The organism is Streptomyces kunmingensis (genome assembly GCF_039533535.1).
Classification (GTDB): Bacteria; Actinomycetota; Actinomycetes; order Streptomycetales; family Streptomycetaceae; genus Streptomyces; species Streptomyces kunmingensis.
Genome location: NZ_BAAATS010000028.1, coordinates 394,191 through 413,007, shown reverse-complemented (window position 1 = coordinate 413,007; position 18,817 = coordinate 394,191). Strand labels below are relative to the sequence as shown.

Sequence of the window (18,817 nt, the reverse complement as noted above, 5' to 3'; positions counted from 1 at the left end):
ACCGACATGACGACACCTGTTGGCCAAAGACGCCGCATCCGCCCCCTGACCGCAGCCCTGAGCGGCGCCGCCGGCACACTCGGCATCACCATCGCCCTGCTCGCCACCGGCACCCTCAGTGTCGCCCAGGGCCGCATCGGCCAGGGCGCCGAGGAACTCGGCGACCCGGACTACGGCGTGTGCCGGGGCACCGACGCACGCTGCTACCACGGCTGGGGCAACTTCGACACGTCCAAGGGCTACAAGGTGCTGCTCTACACCCGCACCGCGGGACCGCGCCACGCCAACCTCGGCCCCGCCCTGACGCCCGGCATGAACCCGCCCCTGACCGACGCCAACACCGTCCAAAAGGGCCTGCTCAAAATGGGATCCGACAACGGCTTCCAGGTCGACTACACCGAGGACGCCGGCCAACTCGCCTCACCGGCAACCCTGTTCAAATACAACGCGGTCATCTTCTACTCCACGAGCCGCGACGCCCTCGACGACGCCGCCCAGACCTCACTGCGCCAGTACATCCGCGGCGGCGGCGGCTTCGTCGGCGTCCACAACGCCTTCGGCACCGAGTACAACTGGCCCTGGTACGAGGGCCTGCTGGGCAACGCGAACTTCTACGACCACGGCGCCAACCAGCCCGGCACCGTACACACGGTCAACCGCAAGGACACCTCCACCAAGAAGCTGCCACCCACCTGGTCCATCTCCGACGAGTGGTACAACCTCGTGCCCGCCCCCACCAAGGTGCGCGTCCTGGCAAAGGTCGACGAGTCCACCCTGGCCAAAGGCGTGACCGGCAACTACAACCACCCCGGCCACGGCAACAACCATCCCGTCGCCTGGTGCCAGTACTACGACGGCGGCCGCGCCTGGCTCACCACCCTCGGCCACGACGCCAAGGACTTCACCACCGACGGCTCCTTCCCCGGCGCCGCCGAATTCCAGAAGCTCCTCCTGGGCGGCATCGAGTCCGCCATGGGCAAGGCGCCCTTCTGCAAGTAGCCCCCGACCACGGCGCGCACACCCCGAAGCCGCCCGGCACCGGCCGGGACAACCGGCATTCACTCCACAGAAAGGCAGTCACCATGCAGGAGCAGACCCTCCCCACACCCGAGACCCAGGCACAGCCCGCCGAGCCCACCGGCTGGCAGGCACCGGACTTCACCGTCGTCGACACGGCGATGGAGATCACCGCCTACGCCCTGACCAAGAAGTAGGCGCCCGCCGTGCTGCTGCGCGTCCTCGGAACCGCAGCGGGCGGCGGCCTCCCCCAGTGGAACTGTGCGTGCCCCGGTTGCGCCGGGGCACGCCGGCACCCCTCGCGCCGACGCCTGCACGACTCCCTCGCCTTCCACGGCCCCCGGCCCGACACCTGGTTCCTCGCCAACGCCTCCCCCGACGTCGCCGAGCAACTGGAAAGCCATCCCAGCCTGCGGCCGGCCGCCGGTCACGGCCGCACCCCCGTGGTCCGCGTCGTACTCACCGACGCCGAACTCGACCACACCCTGGGCCTGTTGCGGCTGCGCGAGGCCGCCCGCATCGACATCTGGTGCACCGAACCCGTATACAAGGCACTCACCGCACGACTGCCCCTCACCGGCATCCTCTCCCCCTACACCACACTGGCCTGGCACGACCTCCCTGCGGCCGGTGTCGGCCGACCGGCCGAGATCGCGGGCCTGGAGGTGAGCACCGTGCCACTGTCGGACAAACGACCGCGCTACGCGGCCGACGAGGCATCCCACCCGGCCTGGAGTTCCGCACTGAAGGTGCGCGACCCCGCAACGGGCACGAGCGCCCTGTACGCTCCGGCGATCGCCGCCTGGAGCGACCGCCTCGACGACGCGGTCGCCGGATCCGACTGCGTCCTGCTCGACGGCACGTTCCTCGACGAGGACGAGCCCCGGCGCACCGGCATCTCACAGCGCACAGCCTCCGAGATGGGACACCTGCCCATCGAAGGACCCGGAGGCACGGCACCCCGCCTTCGCCACACCCACGCACAGATCCTGTACACCCACCTCAACAACACCAACGCGCTGGGCGATCCGCAGGCCCGCGCACACGACCGGCTCGCGGCTCTCGGTCTGCGCGTAGCCGAGGAAAGAATGGTGGTGACGCTGTGACCACGACCGCCCTACGCGCTACCGGCCTTCCGTCGAGCGATCGCGGGCCGGATGCTCAGCCCTGGGACGCGGCCGGACTGGAGCTGCGCCTGCGCAGCCTGGTCGCGGCGCGGTACCACGACCGGCACCCGTTCAACCAGCGCATGCACCGCGGTGAACTGGGCCCTGCCGAACTGCGCACCTGGGTCGCCAACCGCTTTTACTACCAGTGCGGCATCCCCGTCAAGGACGCACTGATTCTCAGCAAGCTGCCCTCGCCCGCCCACCGGCGCTCCTGGATCCGGCGCATCCAGGACCACGACGGAACCACGGACGGCGAAGGCGGACTCGAACGCTGGCTGCGCCTCGGCGACGCCGTCGGCCTCTCCCGCGAGGAACTCACCTCGCACCGGCACCTGTTGCCCGGGGTGCGCCTGGCCGTGGACGGCTATGTCAACTTCTGCCGCAACAAGAGCGCCCTCGAGGCGGTCGCCTCGTCCCTGACGGAACTGTGCGCGCCCTCCATCATGCTGACCCGGCTCGACACTTTCCCCGTCCACTACCCATGGATCGAGGCGGACGGTCTGGCCTACTTCCAAAGCCGTGTCCCTCAGGGGCGCAGGGACGGCAGTGAGGCACTGTCCTGGGTCACACAGTGGGCCACCACACGTGAACAGCAGCAACAAGCCCTGGACGCCGTCTCCTTCAAGTGCGAGGTGCTGTGGAGCCTGCTCGACAGCGTGCAAGGGGCCGGGACCGGGCCGGAGGACGTCCGATGAACGGCTCCGGGCCCTGGCGCCCGCGAGTGCACTCGGCCGCGGTGCTGCGCCACGACCCCACGCGGCGGGTCGACGTCCTGCTGCTGCCCGAGCGCGTCATCGTGCTGCACGGCACGGGCCGCGCCGTGCTGGAGCGCTGCGACGGCCGGCGGACCGTGGCGGAGATCGCCGAAACGTTCACTGCCGAGGCCGGCGCGGGGCGCGCACAACGTGAGATCGCCTCGTTCCTGGAACGGCTGCGCACGGAAGGCTGCCTGCGATGAACACCCCTGCACCGCCGTGGGCGCTGCTGTCCGAGCTCACCCACTCCTGCCCTCTGCACTGCGGCTACTGCTCCAACCCGCTCGAGCTGACCCGCCGCTCCCACGAGCTGGCGGACGAGCAGTGGGCCGCTGTCTTCGCCCAGGCGGCAGAGCTCGGCGTGCTGCACACCCACCTGTCCGGCGGCGAGCCCCTGCTCCGCCGGGACCTGGAGGACATCACCCAGGCTGCCGTCCGCGTAGGCCTGTACACGCAGTTGGTGACCAGCGGCGTCGGCCTGACGGCGAAGCGGCTCGACGCACTGGTCGACGCCGGCCTGCACAGCGTGCAGCTCTCCGTCCAACACGCCGACCCCGTCACGTCCGACGAGATCGGCGGCCGCCGCTCCTTCGAGGCCAAGCGCGCAGCCGCCCGCCTGGTCAGGGAACGCGGCCTGCCGCTCGGCATCAACGTGGTCCTGCACCGGCACAACCTCGACGCACTCGACGACCTCCTGCGACTCGCCGTGGCCTGGGAAGCCGACCGGATCGAACTCGCGAACACCCAGTTCTACGGCTGGGGCCTGCTCAACCGGACCGCCCTCATGCCCACCCGCGGCCAACTCGCCCGCGCCCGCACGACAATCGCGCACTGGCACGAGCGAGCCGACACCGCACTGGACATCACCTGGGTGGAACCCGACTACTTCACCGGAACGCCCAAGCCGTGCATGGGCGGCTGGGGAGCGGTTTCCCTCACCGTCACACCCGACGGCACGGTACTGCCCTGCCCCGCCGCGGCATCCATCCCCGACCTCGACGCGCCGAACGTGCGGGACCACTCCCTGAGATGGATCTGGGAGGACTCCCCCGCCTTCACCCGCTACCGCGGCACAGAGTGGATGCCTACGCCGTGCCGCACCTGCGACCGCAAGACCGAAGACTTCGGCGGCTGCCGCTGCCAGGCCTTCGCACTCACCGGCGATGCCGCCCGCACCGACCCCGCCTGCTCCCTCTCCCCCGACCACACCGCCCTCGTGGCGCTCACCCACGTCAGCGACCCACCCGCGATCGTCCCACGCCGTCCTGGCGCAGCCCGACAGACACATACCGCTCGTTCCCACCAGCTCTGATCCTCCTTCCGTTGCGGAGTGCGGTCATGATGCAAGGCCAGGACGGACCTAGCCACTCACCACCGTGCGGGCCCCGCTGTGTGATGGGTCGGGGTGCAATGCCAGCGTGACGCTCATGACTACTGACACACCGGCAGCTGCACGAGTCACCCGGGTGTGGGGCCAGATCGTGGCATGGCTGGCCGAGTACGCCCCGCCGTCGTACGCGGCCCTGAGACCCGGCGCCTCCGACGAGGAGATCGCGGCCCTGGAAGAAACCGCATCAACCCTGCCTGCCAGGCGCGCACTTGATCGCAAAGAACCCACCCCTTCGAAGACGACGGCACCCGTTCGCACCGTAGAGTCACTTCATGCCGACCGGAGACAGCCGAGACATCACTGCCAAGCACTGGCAGGACTGCTCAGATGTGTACGACTTCCTTGACCAGATCCGCCTGCGGCCCGGTGTTTGGCTGCTCGGAGGGTCGCTGCATCATCTGCAGTCCATGCTGATCGGCTACCAGGTAGCCCTCGGCGCGCACTCCATCGAAGAGCCCTGCGACTTCTGGCCCGGCGGAGCCTTCAGCCAATGGCTCGCGACACGCCTCGACGGCAGCAGCGCGCTCGGTTGGGCAGCCACCATCGAGCACAGCACCCCCGACGGCTCAACTCCCGTCGACGAGTTCTTCCGTCTCCTCGACGCCTATAGAGGCGACGTGGCGCACGATGCGGCGTCAACCACCGCAACCCACCGGTTCCCCGGCATCGAGTACATGCACGACACGTTCGTCACTCTCTTCTGGCGCCGACGACTCCTCACACAGGCCGTGACAGAGCTTGAAGGACTCGGTTTCCGCGTCGTGCACCTCGCGGCAGGCCAGTGGACCACGGAACAGGAGATGCACCGTGCGATCGCCGCCGCGCTCCATTTCCCCGACTACTACGGCCGCAACCTGGACGCCCTCAACGACTGCCTCGGCGACGTCGCCTGCTACGGCGGCTACGACGACACCCTCCAAGGCGCCGGACTCGTGTTGGCCTTCACGGATTACGAACGCTTCGCCGCCGCGTGGCCCAGAACGGCCCACATCGTGTTGGAGATCATCGCCGCCCAGGCCCGCAGGGCCTCGGTACGACACCACCGCTTCTTCGCCCTGGTCCACAGCAACGACCCGGACATCCGGTTCGAACCCGTCGGAGCCATGCCCGTCCTGTGGAACAGTGACGAATGGACTGACAGGTAGCGCGGCTCGCCAGTGGCACCAGAAGGTTCGACCCTCCCCTCTTCCGCCCGCCGCTCACGTCTCGCGCTGCGGCTCGTACGCGTCGGCTTGTAGCCCGAACGTCCAGGCGACGCCCTCGCGCGCGGTTCTGGTGCGCGGCGGCACGCGCAGCCAGTAGGTGCGGTGGGTGCCGTCGGGCTCCGGGGTGGAGTTGACGACCTCGACCATCACCACGTCCTCGTCGCCGGGGAGCTGGACCCGCCACAGGACACCGGTGGCGTCCCGGTGCACGGGCTCCGCGCCGGACTCCGTCAGATAGCGGTCGTAGCCGAAGTGCTCCAGCATCACACGGCGCAGTTCCGCGTTCGCCTCGTCGCGGATGCGCTGCGGGGTCAGCCCGGCGAGCCCGGCCAGGAAGTCGGCGGGCACCGGCATGCCGCGCCAGGCGTGCAGCGCGAATCCGTCGGGGAAGGCCAGGGCGGGTCCGGTGGCGCTGTCGAGGCGGCCGGCCTCGTCGCGGTGCAGCTCCGTGGGCCGCTCGCAGACCACGGCCACCCGCTCGTACGGCCACCACCAGCCGGCCGACCGGGCGACCTGCGCCAACCCGTCGAGGCGGGAGTCCGGCCCCGCGCCGGACGAACCGAAAGCGCTCAGCCAAGCGGCCTCGTGCTGGCCGAGCACCGCGTCCAGGAGCATCAGCCGGATCGCCGTCTCGCTCCTCCGGTCCCGGGCGCCCGCGACCGTGCGGGACGGCGCGGCCAGTTCCTCCACGATGCCCGTTCTGATGCGGTCGACCAGCATCTGCGTGGTGTCCCACAGGCGGCCTCCCGTGGCGCTCCAGTGCGCGCCCCAGCCGCCGGGGCCGAGCCGCGTGTGCAACCGCTCACGGGCCTGTGCCCAAGGCCCGTTACGCACCAAATCCCTTACACATGCGCCCTGTTCTCCCGCCTCGGCCAGCTGCACGAGCAGCACCACGGCAGCGCGTGGCGAGTCCGCCCACAGGATGCGCGTGGGCTCGGCAAGCCCCACCCGGCGATAGGCGCGCCGCACACCGGCCTCGGCCGCTTCCCGGTCGGCGGGTCCGGTGGCGGCGGCGACCGCCCGCCAGTGCGCCAGGTCCGCCGCGGCGTTCCCCGAATCCTCCTGCGCCCCCGCCCCGACCGGTGCGCCCGTCCCCGCCGTTGACGTCATCTGCTGTGCCCTCATCGTGTCGCTCATCCCCCGCATCTCCCCGTCCGCGCTCACTCGTCGTCCTGTACCTGTACTTGTCCCGCCCCGCCGCGTCCCGACCGCTCAGTCCGCCACGATCCGCACCGAACCCGGCACGTACTCGCGCTGCCGGATCACTCGGAACCAGCCCTTGGGCAGCGGTATCGCCGCGTGCTCCTCGTGCACCACCCGTCCGCCGTCGGGCAGTTGGAGGAGCAGCGGCCCGAACGGGCCCGGCTCACGCACCAGCCGGCCGGGGCCGACGACCGCGTGGGCGTGGCCCGTGACCTCGCCCAGCGCGAGCACCAGGCGCCCGCGGGCGTCCCGCGGCTCGTCCGGGGCGTCCGCGACGTGCGGGGGCACCGCACCCTCCGCGAGCGGCACTATCAGCACGTCTCCCTGCCGGTACATGGTTCTCCCGTCCCGCGGTCCGCCGAGTGCGACCGCGTCGTTGCCGACGGTAGGCGCAGGGTCTGACAACGGCGGCCGGGCGCCCCCGGGGCGGCCGTTGTCAGTGCCGGTTGGTACAACTTCAGTTCCAGCGGAGATCGCGGACGGCGCGAACAGATCGGGAACGGGGCGGACATGGCCATCGGGAACCACTTGCAGGAGCTGTACGGCCTGCCCACCTTCGACTTTCCGGCGGCGGACGCGAAGCAGGCGGCGACGCTGCCCGCCGCAGACTCCGTCGCGTGGCGGATCTCCGTCGAGTCGTACGACAGCGAGGAGGCGTGGCCGGAGGCGTTCGCCCGGTTCGCCAAGGCGGTGGACCTCGGCCGCGTCAAGGCGATCGTGGTCGGCTCGTGGAGCGACCCGTACGAGAACGGGCCGGAGGAGATCGTCGCTGCGCTCCTCGAGGCGCGGGACCGGCTGACGGCGTTGCGCGCGCTGTTCCTGGGCGACATGGTCTTCGAGGAGTGCGAGATCTCCTGGATCACGCAGGGCGACGTGACCCCGCTGCTGAACGGGTTCCCGGAGCTGACGGAGTTCGCGGTGCGCGGCGGCACCAGCCTGGCGTTCCCCGCGGTGCGCCACGAGCGGTTGCGCTCCCTGACCGTGGAGACGGGCGGTCTGCCCGCCGAGGTGGTGCGCGGCATCGCGGCGAGCGACCTGCCCGCCCTGACCCGTCTTGCCCTGTGGCTGGGCACCTCGGACTATGGCGGTGACTCCACCGTCGCCGACGTCGAGCCCCTCCTGACGGGCAGTCGGCTGCCGTCGCTGAAGCACCTGGCCCTGTGCAACAGCGAGATCCAGGACGAGATCGCGGCGGCCGTGGCCGCCGCCCCGGTGGTGGCCCGGCTCGACACGCTCGACCTGTCGATGGGCGTCCTCACCGACGACGGCGCCACCGCGCTCCTCGCCGGCCAGCCGCTCACGCACCTGAGCAAGCTCGACCTGCGTCACAACTACCTGAGTGACGGGCTGCGTCAGCGTTTCCTGGACTCCCTGGTGCCCGCGGGCGTCGAGGTCGACCTCGACGCCGACGACGCGGACGAGGACCAGGACGGGGACACCGTGTGGCGGTACGTCTCGGTCGGCGAATGACCGGGCGGCCCACACCGGCGGGGCCGGACGGCGCGCGGGACACGGCGGCCGTGTCCGCACCCCACCCCGCCCCGTTGCGTCTCGCGGTCGTCGGCAACCCCGGGAACCGCCGGGTGGACCTGTTCACGGCCGCCGTACGGGACGCCGGACTGCCGGCGCCGCGCGTGGTCGCGTGGCGCGACGTACTGCGCGACGGCGGGGCCTCGTTCGCCGACGACGAGATCGTGCGGATCGACTCGGCGGGCGAGGACAAGGAGGTCGAGCGCATTCTGCGGGGTGTGTCCGATCCGACGCGCGTCGAAGGCGGCGCCCGGTGGTACCGGCGGTTCCTGGCCGCCGTGCGTTCGCTCGACGGTGGAGTCCGGCTCGACGATCCCGACGACGTCGCCGTGCTCTTCGACAAGCGCAGCTGCCATCGTGTCCTCGCCGACGCGGGGGTGGCCGTCCCGGCCTCCCCCACGTCCGGCGGCGCCGCCGAGGTGCGCGGCTGGGACGACGTGCGGGCGCTGATGGCGGAGCACAGGATGCCCCGGGTGTTCGTCAAACCGGCCCACGGCTCCTCGGCCTCCGGCGTACTCGCCGTGGAGACGGCCGGACCCGGCCGGATCCGCGCCACCACATCCGTGGAACTGGCGGACGGCGCACTGCACAACTCCCTGCGGGTACGGCGCTACACGCGCGAGTGCGTCATCGCGGCGATCGTGGACGCGCTGGCCCCGGACGGGCTGCACATCGAACGCTGGCTGCCGAAGGCGTCGCTGCACGGACGCGCGGCCGACCTGCGCGTCGTCGTGGTCGCCGGCCGCGCCACGCACGCCGTCGTGCGCACCAGCCGGACCCCTCTCACGAACCTCCATCTCGGCGGGCTGCGCGGCGAGTGGGCCGCCGCCCGGCACGCCGCGGGCGCGTCCTGGGCGCACGCCCTCGACCTGTGCGAACGCGCCGCCGCTTGCTTCCCCCGCACCCTCTGCGTCGGCGTCGACCTGCTGCCCTCCGTGGGCTGGCGGCGCTTCACCGTCGGCGAGGTCAACGCCTTCGGCGATCTGCTGCCGCGCCTGACCGGGCTGCCCGGCAGCGGCGCCGAGGGAGAGGACACCTACGCGGCCCAGGTCGCCGCCGTGCTCCGTCATTTCCCCGACACGGAGCACCCCGCGCGGGCCCCGGCCGTTTTCGGCGCTCCGCACCGGTGGGCTCCCGCCGCCGCACACCCGCTCGCAAGGACCCCCGATGCCCGTACCTGACACCACCTCGCCACCGCCGACCGCACCGGCCGCACCGGCCGCACCGACTGCACCGACTGCACCGACTGCACCGACTGCACCGACTGCTGCGACCGACACGAGCGGCGCGACGGCCGATCCCGACATGAACGAGGTCGTGGGCCGCGACGACCTCCTGCTGCTCACCCTCGACACGCTGCGCCACGACGTGGCGGTCGAGCTGGCCGCGGCGGGCCGCATCCCCCATCTGGCACGTCATCTGCCGGGCGGCGCCTGGGAGAAGCGGCATGCGCCGGGCAGCTTCACGTACGCCTCCCACCAAGCGATGTTCGCCGGTTTCCTGCCGACCCCCGCGACGCCCGGCCCGCACCCGCGGCTGTTCGCGGCGCGGTTCGCGGGCAGTGAGACCACGGCGGGCCGCACCTATGTCTTCGACACCCCGGACCTGGTGTCGGGTCTGGCCGCCGCCGGCTACCGGACCGTGTGCGTCGGCGGCGTCGGCTTCTTCAACCGACAGGGCGCCCTGGGGAACGTCCTGCCGGGCCTGTTCCAGGAGAGTCACTGGGAGCCCGAGTTCGGGGTCGCCTCACCCACGTCGTTCGAAATGCAGGTCGCGCGCGCGGAGCGGGTCGTCGCCGAACTCCCGCACGAGCGAAAGCTGTTCCTGTTCGTGAACGCGGCGGCTCTGCACCAGCCCAACTGGTTCCACCTGCCGGGCGGCGCGCGCGCGTCGGGCGACACCCGCGAGACCCATGCCGCCGCTCTGGAGTACATCGACCGGCACGTGGGGCGGCTGTTCGCGGCGATGAGCGCGCGCCGCCGCTGCTTCGCCATCGTCTGCTCCGACCACGGCACGACCTACGGGGACGACGGCTACACCGGCCACCGCCTCGGCCACGAAGCGGTCTGGACCGTGCCCTACGCCCACTTCTTCCTGGAGCCGACCGCATGACCGCCACCACCGCCGAAGCGGCCGGACACATCGGGCCCGGCCCCGTCAACACCTCACGCCCGTACCAGAGTTACGTCTACGCGTACCCGCACAAGACCGCCTACCGGCCGCTGCCCGAGCGTCCCGCGCTGCGCGACCTGTGGCGCGACGAGCCCAAGGGCGCACTCTCCCTCTATCTCCACATACCGTTCTGCGAGGTCCGCTGCGGCTTCTGCAATCTGTTCACGCGCATCGGCGCCCCGGACGAACTGACGGGTCGCTATCTGGACGCCCTGGAGCGCCAGGCCGTGGCGGTGCGCGAGGCGCTCGGCGACGGTCCGGACGTGCGGTTCGCCAACGCGGCGTTCGGCGGCGGCACCCCCACCTTCCTCGACGCGGACGAGCTGGCACGACTCTGCGACATCGCGGAGCTCCGGACGGGCGCGGACCTCAGGGCGGTGCCACTGTCCGTGGAGACCTCCCCCGCGACGGCCACCGCGGACCGGCTCGCGGTCCTCGCCGAGCGCGGCACGACCCGCCTCAGCATCGGCGTGCAGAGTTTCGTCGACGCGGAGGCCCGCGCCGCTGTCCGGCCGCAGCGCCGCGCGGACGTGGAGGCGGCACTCACCCGCATCCGGGACACGGACATCCCGGTCCTGAACATCGACCTGATCTACGGCATCGACGGCCAGACCCCGGCGAGCTGGCGCACCTCCCTCGACGCGGCGCTCGCCTGGCGTCCCGAGGAGCTGTACCTCTACCCGCTCTACGTCCGGCCGCTGACCGGCCTGGGCCGCAGCGCCGCCCCTCTCACCGACGAGGCCTGGGACGAACAGCGCCTTCGCCTGTACCGCCAAGGCCGCGACCACCTAATGGAGCACGGCTACGAGCAGGTGTCGATGCGTATGTTCCGGCGCGCGGACGCCCCCGTGCAAGGCCCGGACGACTACGCCTGCCAGACCGACGGCATGATCGGCCTGGGCTGCGGCGCCCGCTCGTACACCTCGTCGCTGCACTACTCCTTCGAGTACGCCGTCGACATGCGGGAGATCCGCGCGATCATCGACGACTACACGGCCACCCCGTCCGAGGAGTTCGCGCGGGCGCGGCACGGGCGCCGCGTCGACGGGCGAGAGGCGCGCCGCCGTCATCTGCTGCAGTCGCTGCTGCAGGCCGAGGGCATGCCGCTGAACGACTACCGGATGCGGTTCGACGCGGGCCCGTTCGACGACTTCCCGGCCGAACTCGCCGTGTTCGCCGCGCGCGGCTGGCTGGAGCCGTACGACGACGGGGCGCGGCTGCGGCTGACGCCGGAGGGGCTGGCGCACTCGGACGCGCTCGGTCCTGAGCTGTTCTCCCCCGAGGTGCGCGCCGCGATGGCCGCCTACGAACCGAGGTGAACGGCCGATGGATCTGACACTCCTGTACCGGGGGCCGCTGTCCTCGTGCGACTACGACTGTCCGTACTGCCCGTTCGCCAAGCGCCGCGACTCCACGGCGCAGTTGCGGGCGGACCGCGCGGCTCTGGAACGGTTCACCGGCTGGGCGGCCGGGCAGCACGAGGACCGGTTGTCCGTCCTGTTCACGCCGTGGGGCGAAGGGCTGGTGCGCTCCTGGTATCGCAGAGCGATGGTCGAGCTCTCGCACCACGAGCACGTCGCACGCGTCGCCATCCAGACCAATCTGAGCTGCCGCACCGAGTGGCTCGCCGACGCCGACCTGGACACGCTGGCCCTGTGGTGCACGTTCCACCCGGGACAGACGCCCTACGAGCGGTTCCTCGGCAAGACGCGGGAGTTGGCGCGGCAGGGTGTGCGGTTCAGCGTCGGCGTGGTCGGCTTCCCGGAGCATCTGGCGCAGGCCCGCGCACTGCGCAAGGCGCTGCCGTCCGAGGTGTACCTGTGGGTGAACGCGGCGGAGGGCCGCACGTACACGGACGAGGAGGCCGCGGCCTGGACGGCCGTCGACCCCCTCTTCCCGTACAGCAGGCACCCGCACCGCTCGGCCGGACTGCCCTGCCGGACCGGTTCCTCGGTCGTCTCGGTGGACGGCGAGGGCACGGTGCGCCGCTGTCACTTCGTCCCGGCCGAGCTGGGCAACCTGTACGACGGTTCCTGGCGCGCGGCGCTCGCGCCCCGGGCATGCCCTCTGGCGGTCTGCGACTGTCACATCGGCTACGTCCATCTGGAGACGCTGCCGCTCTACGACGTCTTCGCGGGCGGGGTTCTTGAGCGGATACCGGCGGCGCCGGTTCAAGTGGTCAGGACGCCGTTCCCCGAAGTGCCGCGTCCCGTGCCGCCGCTCTCCGCGCGCTGTCGATGATCTCCGTCGGCACGGTCCGCGTCACCGGGTTCGAAGCACACTGCCCCACCTCATCCCCGCCGTGGTGTGACTCATGGGCGGCGCTCGTCCGGCGTCACTTGCCGCTGTAGACGGGGAACGCGCTGTGTTCGCCGTAGTCCACGTCGCGCAGGTTGCGCAGGGCGTCCATGTCAGCGCCGGAGATCTCGAAGTCGACCGCGGCATTGGAGCGCATGTGCTCGGGGTTCGCCGTCTTGGGCAGCGACACCGTGCCCAGCTGCAGGGTGTATCGGATGCACAGCTGCGGGACGGACACACCGTACTTCTCTGCCATCGCCTGGACCTCGGCGTTCTGCAGGATGGCTCCGTGCGCGATCGGCGAGTATGCCTCGACGAGGATCTGCTTGCCCTCGCAGTAGGCCAGGAGTTCTGAGGGAGTGTTGCCGGCGTGGACGAGCAACTGGTTCACGTGCGGCACGACGGTCGCGCCCTGCAGGATGTTCTCCAGGTCCTGCTGCTGGAAGTTGGACACCCCGATGGAGCGGATCGTGCCGGCCTGATGCGCCTCTTCGAGCGCGCGCCATGCTTCGCGGTTGCCCTTGGCGTAGTCGCCGCCGCGGAAATCGTCCCAGGGCTGCGGACTGTGGATGAGCATCAGGTCGATGTACTCGATCCCGAGTTTCTCCAGTGACCTGTCGATCGCGTCGGCCGCCTGGTCGTAGTCCTTGATCTCCGCTGCGAGTTTGGTCGAGACGAACAGCTCGTCGCGGGGCACGCCGGCGGTGCGCACGCCTTCGCCGACGCCGCGCTCATTGCCGTAGGCCTGCGCGGTGTCGATGTTGCGGTAGCCGATCTCCACGGCTGCGCGGACCGCGGCAGCCGCCTTAACGTCGTCGATGAACCAGGTGCCGAGCCCCAGCTTGGGGATCTCGACGCTGTTGGAGAGGGTGTAGGTCTCGTCCAGGATGGTCATGCGTTCGCTCCGTTCCTCGGCAGCTCGCCGTACGCCTCGTCGGTGACGGGCTCGAGCCATTCGTTGCTGACGTCTTCGCCCGGGGTGATGAGGGCGACGTGGGAGAACCACGAGTCGGCCTTCGCGCCGTGCCAGTGCTTCGTGCCCGCCGGAACACGGATCACCGTTCCCGGCTCCATGCTGACGGGGTCCGCGCCTTCGGCCTGGTACCAGCCGCTGCCCGCCGTGCACAGCAGGATCTGGTCTCCGCCACCGCCCGTGCCGTGGTGGATGTGCCAGTTGTTGCGGCAGCCCGGCTCGAAGGAGACATTGCTGACGGGGACGCTCCCCGAGGCGAGCGGTGCCAGGTAGCTCTGGCCGATGAAGTACTGTGCGAAGGCGTCGTTCTTCTCCCCGAGCGGGAAGATCTGGTCAAATCCGTTGACAGTCATTTCGTTCTTTCCTTCTGTTTCCGAGCGTCCGCCCTAGCGGTTGACATAGGCCATGTGCTCGGCGTTGTAGCGGTCGCCGCTGACGCCGACCCGCTGGGCCAGGCTGTCGAGGTCGGCGACCTCGTCCGCGGACAGCGCGAGGGCCGTGGCGGCGTTGTTCTCCTGGATTCGGGCCGTGCGGCGGGTGCCGGGGATGGGCACGATCCACGGCTGCTGCGCGAGCAGCCAGGCCAGGGCGATCTGACCCGGCGTCGCACCCTTCACGCCGGCGAGCTGCCGGACGTGGTCGACGAGAGCCTGGTTCGCGGCCCTGTTCTCCTCTTCGAAGCGCGGGACCCGGCGGCGGATGTCTCCGTCGGCGAAGGTCGTGGATGTGTCGACGGTGCCGGTGAGGAAGCCCTTGCCGAGGGGGCTGAACGGCACGAACCCGATGCCGAGCTCGGCGAGCGTGGGCAGCACCTCGGCCTCGGGATCCCGGGTCCAGAGTGAGTACTCGCTCTGGACCGCGGTCACCGGGTGGACGGCGTGTGCGGCGCGGATCGTGGCGGCCGAAGCCTCGGAGAGCCCGAAGTGCCTGACTTTCCCCTCGGCGATCAGCTCGCCGACCGTCCCGGCGACGTCCTCGATCGGTACATCGGGGTCGACGCGGTGCTGGTAGAACAGGTCGATCGCGTCGGTACGGAGCCGCTTCAGGGACTCCTCCGCGACGCGGCGGATCTGCGCGGGACGGCTGTTGAGGCCGACGCTCCGGCCGTTCTGGATGTCCCATCCGAACTTGGTGGCGATCACGACCTGGTCGCGGACCGGCTCCAGCGCCTCGCCGACCAGCTCCTCGTTCACGTAGGGTCCGTAGACCTCGGCGGTGTCGAAGAAGGTCACTTTCTCGTCGACCGCGGAGCGCAGTACCGCGATCATGTCGTCGCGGCTGCCGGGGTTGGGCCCGTAGCTCTGGGACATGCCCATCGCGCCGAGCCCGATCGCGGAGACCTCCAGGCCTTGTCCGAGTGTTCTGGTGTGCATGGTCATCCCTCTTGGATCGTGATCGGGTGGCCGCGTGGTGGACGTCGGCCCGTGGTCGATGGTGTCCAGCGCACGAGTCAGGCGGTCCCTGGGCACCCGCTTCTTCGGCCTGCGCCTGCGCACGGGCCGGGCCGCGCCATTGACAGCCCGGGCGACGTCGAAGAGGTGCTCGCGCTCGGCGTCGTCCAGCCGCAGCGGCCGGGCCACCGACTCCAGCACGGCATCGGAGACGCCGGCCAGGTGGCCGCGCTCGATCTTGGCGCAGCACTCCCGGCTCATGTCCGCGAGCATCGCCACCTCGCCGCGGCGCAGGCCCGCCATGCTCCGGTGCCCGGAGACCGGTGGTGCGGCCCGCTCGGGAGTGAGGTTCGCTCGACGGGACACGCGGAATTCCCGTGCTTCGTTCCTGGCGTCCATGTGTCCCACGCTAAGGCGCTGAGCGCCGGTGAGGGATGCCCTGCCAGTACGTCCTTCACCAGGGACTCCCTCGCCCTGCAGGTGCGGCGGTGTCATTGACATCGCACCTTCGGAGAGCGGCCGACGGACGTCGACGCAGGCAGGGAGAGATCATGGCTGAGAACACAGGCACCGGATGGACCGGCGGGAAGAACGCGTTCGGCGACTTCGCTCCGGGGATGGTCCATTACACCGACCGGGTCCTCTTCGACGAGGTCTGGGAGCGCGAGGGCCTGTCCAAGCGCGACCGCAGCCTCGTCACCATCTCCGCGCTGACCGCGCTCGGGAAGATGGACCAGCTGCAGTTCCACCTCGGCTATGCCCGCCAGAACGGCGTCACCGACGAGGAGCTGCGGGAGGCCCTGCTGCACCTGGCGTTCTACTCCGGCTGGCCCAACGGCATGGGAGCGACGAGCGTGCTGAAGCGCATCGTCGAGGAGCAGGACTGAGCATGCCCTCAGGCGCGGTCGCCGCGTCGGGCGGATGGTCGGCGTCGGGCTGATCGGGCTGATCGGGCTGATCGGGCTGATCGGGCTGTACATGGATGCAGGCTTGACCTCCGCGGTCCGGCACGCCGCGGAGATCTCCCCCTACCGGCGCACCTCGATGCACGGCGGTGGGGAGTCATCGCCGTGCATCGATGCGGCGTCTGCGATCGGCCGATCGCACCGCGGGGACCCCACCAGGTGTGGATCGCGATCCGCGTAGCCACGGACGTGTTGCGCCTCTGGCGCAGATCTTGGCAAGCGGTGGCGGAGCGTCACCGGGCGCGGGTCAGCCCACGGTCCATTTCTGGTTGGCGCCGCCCGAGCAGGTCCAGATCTGAAGCCGAGTGCCGTTGGCCGAACTGTTGCCGGTCACGTCCAGGCACTTGTTGGCCTGTGGGTTGACGATGTCGTTCGCTGAGCTGACCGCCCATTTCTGCGCGGCCGTCCCGTTGCAGTCGTAGAGCTGGACCGTGGTGCCGTCCGCGGTGCCTCCGCCGGTCACGTCCAGGCATTTGCCGAGCGCGCGGATCGTGCCGTCGGAGCCGACGGTCCAGTTCTGGGCCGAGGTGCCGTTGCAGTCGTAGAGCTGTACGGGGGTGCCGTTGGCGGAGTTCGCCGCGGCGACGTCGACACACTTGCCCGCGAGGCCCCTGATCGCGCCGCCGGTGGGCGCGTCGCCCGTGGTCACCGTCACCGAGTCCACCACCAGTTGGGCGGGGAAGGCCGTGGAACTGTTGGGGTCGCCCGGCCAGTAGCCGCCGACCGCCAGGTTGAGGATCAGGAAGAACGGCTTGTTGAAGGCCCAGGTCTTGCCACTCACGTCGGCGGGTGTGCGTGTCTGGTAGACGACGCCGTCGACCGACCACTTGATCGAGTTGGGCGCCCAGTCGACTGCGAAGGTGTGGAACGCGTCCGCGAAGGCCTGACCGCCGGGCAGCGAGTAGCCGGCGCCTACACCGGCCGACCCGGAGTATCCGGGGCCGTGGAGGGTGCCGTGGACCGTGGAGGGCTCGAAGCCGACGTTCTCCATCACGTCGATCTCACCCGAGTTGGGCCAGCCGACCGACCCGATGTCCGTGCCGAGCATCCAGAAGGCCGGCCACATGCCCTGGCCACGCGGGATCTTCATCCGCGCCTCGACGTGCCCGTACTGGGCGCTGAACTTCCCCGAGGTGTTCAGCCGGGCCGAGGTGTACTGGCATGTGCCGTACCAGCACTGGTAGTTGGCCGGGTTCTCCTTCTTTGCCGTGATCACCAGGTGGCCCTGGCCGTCCAGGGCGGCGTTGTTGGTACCGGATGTGTAGTACTGGCGCTCATGATTGTTGACGTTGTCACCGGTCTCCAGCGTCCACCTCGACGAGTTGACCGCGCTACCCGCAGCGCCGTCGAAGGTGTCGGAGAACGTCACCGCGGCGGCGGCGACATCCGATGGTTCCGCGCGAGCCACGCCCGTCGCGGCGGAGGCGACCAGCGTGGCGGACAGAGCGGCGAGCAGACATCTGCGAAGCAGGCGATGGGAGGTCACGTCTCAGTCCTTCCTGGGCGGTCGGGCACGAAAGGGGCCGACCGAGGTGGAGGTGAAAGCGTTCGCCTGTTGATTTAAGGAGTGAAGTAAGGGGGAGTCAAGACGCTGGTACGGACCAGATGTCGGCCGGGGTGAGGGGGTCGGGTGCCTCGGTGACGGTGGGCCAGGTCGCCGGCGTTGTCGTTGGGTTGCGCAGCAGCCGTTCGTATTCGTCGGGGTTTCCGCGTGCGTGTGCGGGGGCGGTGCTGTCGCAGGTGAGCGTCAACGGACGTTCGTTGAGGGGGTATTGCTCGGTCAGCCGGGAGGCGAGGGCTGTCAGGTCGACGGTGTCGGGGCCGGCCCGCAACAGCAGCCCGTCGGTGGTCTTGGTGATTGCCTCGCGGTCACTTGTGCTGGGCCGGAGGGCATCATAGGTGGATGCGAATCCTGACACTCAACACTTGGGGAACCCGGGGCGACTGGAGGGAGCGCGAGGCCAGGTTCCGTGATTGCGTCGAGCAGCTCGCGCCGGACATCTTGACGTTGCAGGAAACGGTCCATGCGCCCGGCACGCATCAAGCGCTGAGGATGCTCGGTGAGCAGTTCCATATCGCCGACGGGCAGGAGCGAGAATCGGGCCGACCGGGCGCACCCCAAGGCCAAGGGATCACGACTGCCTCCCGCTGGCCTTTCGGACGCGTTGTCGAGGTCGACCTCAACCTGACCGATCGAACGGGGGATTTCGCCTGCACGTGTCTCATCACCGAGATTCTGGCGCCTCACCCACTCGGCCGGATCTGGGTGGCACATCACTTTCCCGATTATCAGCTCGACCATGAACTTGAGCGCTGCCTTCAAGCAGCAGCGGTGGCTCGCAAGTTGGAGGAGTTGGTGAAGGAGTCACCCGGTCACGTCGTCATTGCAGGTGACCTGGACGCCGAGGCCGATGCCGACAGCGTCCGTTTCCTCACCGGTCGGCATGTCATCGATGGTTTCAGCGTCTGTTATCGCAACGCCTGGGAAGCAGTCCGCCCTCACGAACCGCTGACGACGTATTCGTCGTTGAATCCCTACCGGCAGGAGCCCGACTGGCCGTTCCACGGCATCGATCACGTCATGGTCCGATGCGCAACCGCAGGGCCGACACTGCTGGCGACGTCGTGCAGGCGCGTGTTCGACGTCGGGACGGAGATCGTCAGCGACCACTACGGTCTCGCTGTCGACTATGAAGTGGCATCGTCGACCTGGTGACCGGGTTTTCTCGAACTCGGAGCGCGGTGCCAT

At 70.1% G+C, this 18,817-nt stretch carries 20 protein-coding genes and 1 pseudogene; 14 read left to right on the top strand and 7 right to left on the bottom strand.

What is annotated here, in order from left to right:
• Positions 1–6 precede the first annotated feature (6 nt).
• The 7 genes from ABD366_RS32885 (at position 7) to ABD366_RS32855 (ending at position 5,476) form a co-directional block, all read left to right on the top strand.
• Entirely contained in the window at positions 7–999 is a 993-nt protein-coding gene (locus ABD366_RS32885) for a ThuA domain-containing protein (RefSeq protein ID WP_324770866.1), read from the top strand.
• 83 nt (positions 1,000–1,082) lie between these two features.
• Positions 1,083–1,214 (top strand): pyrroloquinoline quinone precursor peptide PqqA, encoded by a 132-nt coding sequence (pqqA, locus tag ABD366_RS32880; RefSeq protein ID WP_324770867.1) that lies wholly within the window; start codon positions 1,083–1,085, stop codon positions 1,212–1,214.
• A gap of 9 nt (positions 1,215–1,223) precedes the next feature.
• Positions 1,224–2,123, top strand: a complete 900-nt coding sequence (gene pqqB / locus ABD366_RS32875; protein ID WP_324770869.1) for a pyrroloquinoline quinone biosynthesis protein PqqB — start codon at positions 1,224–1,226, stop codon at positions 2,121–2,123.
• 77 nt (positions 2,124–2,200) lie between these two features.
• Positions 2,201–2,881: a pyrroloquinoline-quinone synthase PqqC gene (gene pqqC / locus ABD366_RS32870; protein WP_324771036.1), complete on the top strand. Its 681-nt coding sequence runs from the start codon at positions 2,201–2,203 to the stop codon at positions 2,879–2,881.
• A complete protein-coding gene (gene pqqD / locus ABD366_RS32865) occupies positions 2,878–3,144 on the top strand; it encodes a pyrroloquinoline quinone biosynthesis peptide chaperone PqqD (protein WP_324770871.1) in 267 nt (88 codons plus the stop codon). The genes pqqC and pqqD overlap by 4 nt, the downstream gene beginning before the upstream one ends.
• Positions 3,141–4,253, top strand: a complete 1,113-nt coding sequence (gene pqqE / locus ABD366_RS32860; RefSeq protein WP_324770872.1) for a pyrroloquinoline quinone biosynthesis protein PqqE — start codon at positions 3,141–3,143, stop codon at positions 4,251–4,253. Before pqqD ends, pqqE begins: the two co-directional genes overlap by 4 nt.
• Before the next feature lie 350 nt (positions 4,254–4,603).
• A complete protein-coding gene (locus ABD366_RS32855; RefSeq protein WP_324770873.1) occupies positions 4,604–5,476 on the top strand; it encodes a barstar family protein in 873 nt (290 codons plus the stop codon).
• Between the two features lie 54 nt (positions 5,477–5,530).
• On the opposite strand, the gene ABD366_RS32850 is transcribed toward ABD366_RS32855, so the two are convergent.
• Entirely contained in the window at positions 5,531–6,673 is a 1,143-nt protein-coding gene (locus ABD366_RS32850; RefSeq protein WP_324770875.1) for a DUF6745 domain-containing protein, read from the bottom strand.
• Between the two features lie 75 nt (positions 6,674–6,748).
• Positions 6,749–7,075 (bottom strand): hypothetical protein, encoded by a 327-nt coding sequence (locus ABD366_RS32845; RefSeq protein ID WP_324770876.1) that lies wholly within the window; start codon positions 7,073–7,075, stop codon positions 6,749–6,751.
• Between the two features lie 174 nt (positions 7,076–7,249).
• On the opposite strand from ABD366_RS32845, the gene ABD366_RS32840 reads away from it, so the two are divergent.
• From ABD366_RS32840 to ABD366_RS32820, 5 genes are all read left to right on the top strand, one after another.
• Positions 7,250–8,209, top strand: coding sequence for an STM4015 family protein (locus ABD366_RS32840; protein ID WP_324770878.1), 960 nt, complete (start codon positions 7,250–7,252; stop codon positions 8,207–8,209).
• Positions 8,206–9,450 (top strand): STM4014 family protein, encoded by a 1,245-nt coding sequence (locus ABD366_RS32835; protein WP_324770879.1) that lies wholly within the window; start codon positions 8,206–8,208, stop codon positions 9,448–9,450. Before ABD366_RS32840 ends, ABD366_RS32835 begins: the two co-directional genes overlap by 4 nt.
• A 124-nt stretch (positions 9,451–9,574) precedes the next feature.
• Entirely contained in the window at positions 9,575–10,381 is an 807-nt protein-coding gene (locus ABD366_RS32830; RefSeq protein ID WP_324770880.1) for an STM4013/SEN3800 family hydrolase, read from the top strand.
• Positions 10,378–11,760, top strand: coding sequence for an STM4012 family radical SAM protein (locus ABD366_RS32825; protein ID WP_324770882.1), 1,383 nt, complete (start codon positions 10,378–10,380; stop codon positions 11,758–11,760). The genes ABD366_RS32830 and ABD366_RS32825 overlap by 4 nt, the downstream gene beginning before the upstream one ends.
• Positions 11,761–11,767: 7 nt before the next feature.
• Positions 11,768–12,682, top strand: coding sequence for an STM4011 family radical SAM protein (locus ABD366_RS32820; RefSeq protein WP_324770883.1), 915 nt, complete (start codon positions 11,768–11,770; stop codon positions 12,680–12,682).
• Positions 12,683–12,776: 94 nt separating this feature from the next.
• On the opposite strand, the gene ABD366_RS32815 is transcribed toward ABD366_RS32820, so the two are convergent.
• The 3 genes from ABD366_RS32815 to ABD366_RS32805 are packed head-to-tail and all read right to left on the bottom strand — an operon-like array spanning position 12,777 to position 15,085.
• Positions 12,777–13,634 carry an aldo/keto reductase gene (locus ABD366_RS32815; protein ID WP_324770884.1) on the bottom strand — a complete coding sequence of 286 codons (858 nt, stop codon included), beginning with the start codon at positions 13,632–13,634 and terminating at the stop codon, positions 12,777–12,779.
• Positions 13,631–14,065 (bottom strand): cupin domain-containing protein, encoded by a 435-nt coding sequence (locus ABD366_RS32810; RefSeq protein WP_324770885.1) that lies wholly within the window; start codon positions 14,063–14,065, stop codon positions 13,631–13,633. The genes ABD366_RS32815 and ABD366_RS32810 overlap by 4 nt, the downstream gene beginning before the upstream one ends.
• Before the next feature lie 33 nt (positions 14,066–14,098).
• Positions 14,099–15,085, bottom strand: coding sequence for an aldo/keto reductase (locus ABD366_RS32805; protein WP_324771037.1), 987 nt, complete (start codon positions 15,083–15,085; stop codon positions 14,099–14,101).
• 569 nt (positions 15,086–15,654) lie between these two features.
• On the opposite strand from ABD366_RS32805, the gene ABD366_RS32800 reads away from it, so the two are divergent.
• On the top strand, positions 15,655–15,990 hold the full coding sequence (locus ABD366_RS32800; protein ID WP_324770886.1) for a carboxymuconolactone decarboxylase family protein: 336 nt from the start codon (positions 15,655–15,657) through the stop codon (positions 15,988–15,990).
• Positions 15,991–16,315: 325 nt separating this feature from the next.
• On the opposite strand, the gene ABD366_RS32795 is transcribed toward ABD366_RS32800, so the two are convergent.
• Entirely contained in the window at positions 16,316–17,554 is a 1,239-nt protein-coding gene (locus ABD366_RS32795) for a ricin-type beta-trefoil lectin domain protein (protein WP_324770887.1), read from the bottom strand.
• 187 nt (positions 17,555–17,741) lie between these two features.
• A pseudogene (locus tag ABD366_RS32790) lies at positions 17,742–17,894 on the bottom strand (two-component sensor histidine kinase); the annotation flags it as partial.
• Positions 17,895–17,971: 77 nt separating this feature from the next.
• Here ABD366_RS32790 and ABD366_RS32785 point away from each other — a divergent pair.
• The gene (locus ABD366_RS32785) at positions 17,972–18,784 is read left to right on the top strand and encodes an endonuclease/exonuclease/phosphatase family protein (protein WP_324770889.1); all 813 of its coding nucleotides are present in this window, start codon (positions 17,972–17,974) and stop codon (positions 18,782–18,784) included.
• Positions 18,785–18,817: the final 33 nt, after the last annotated feature.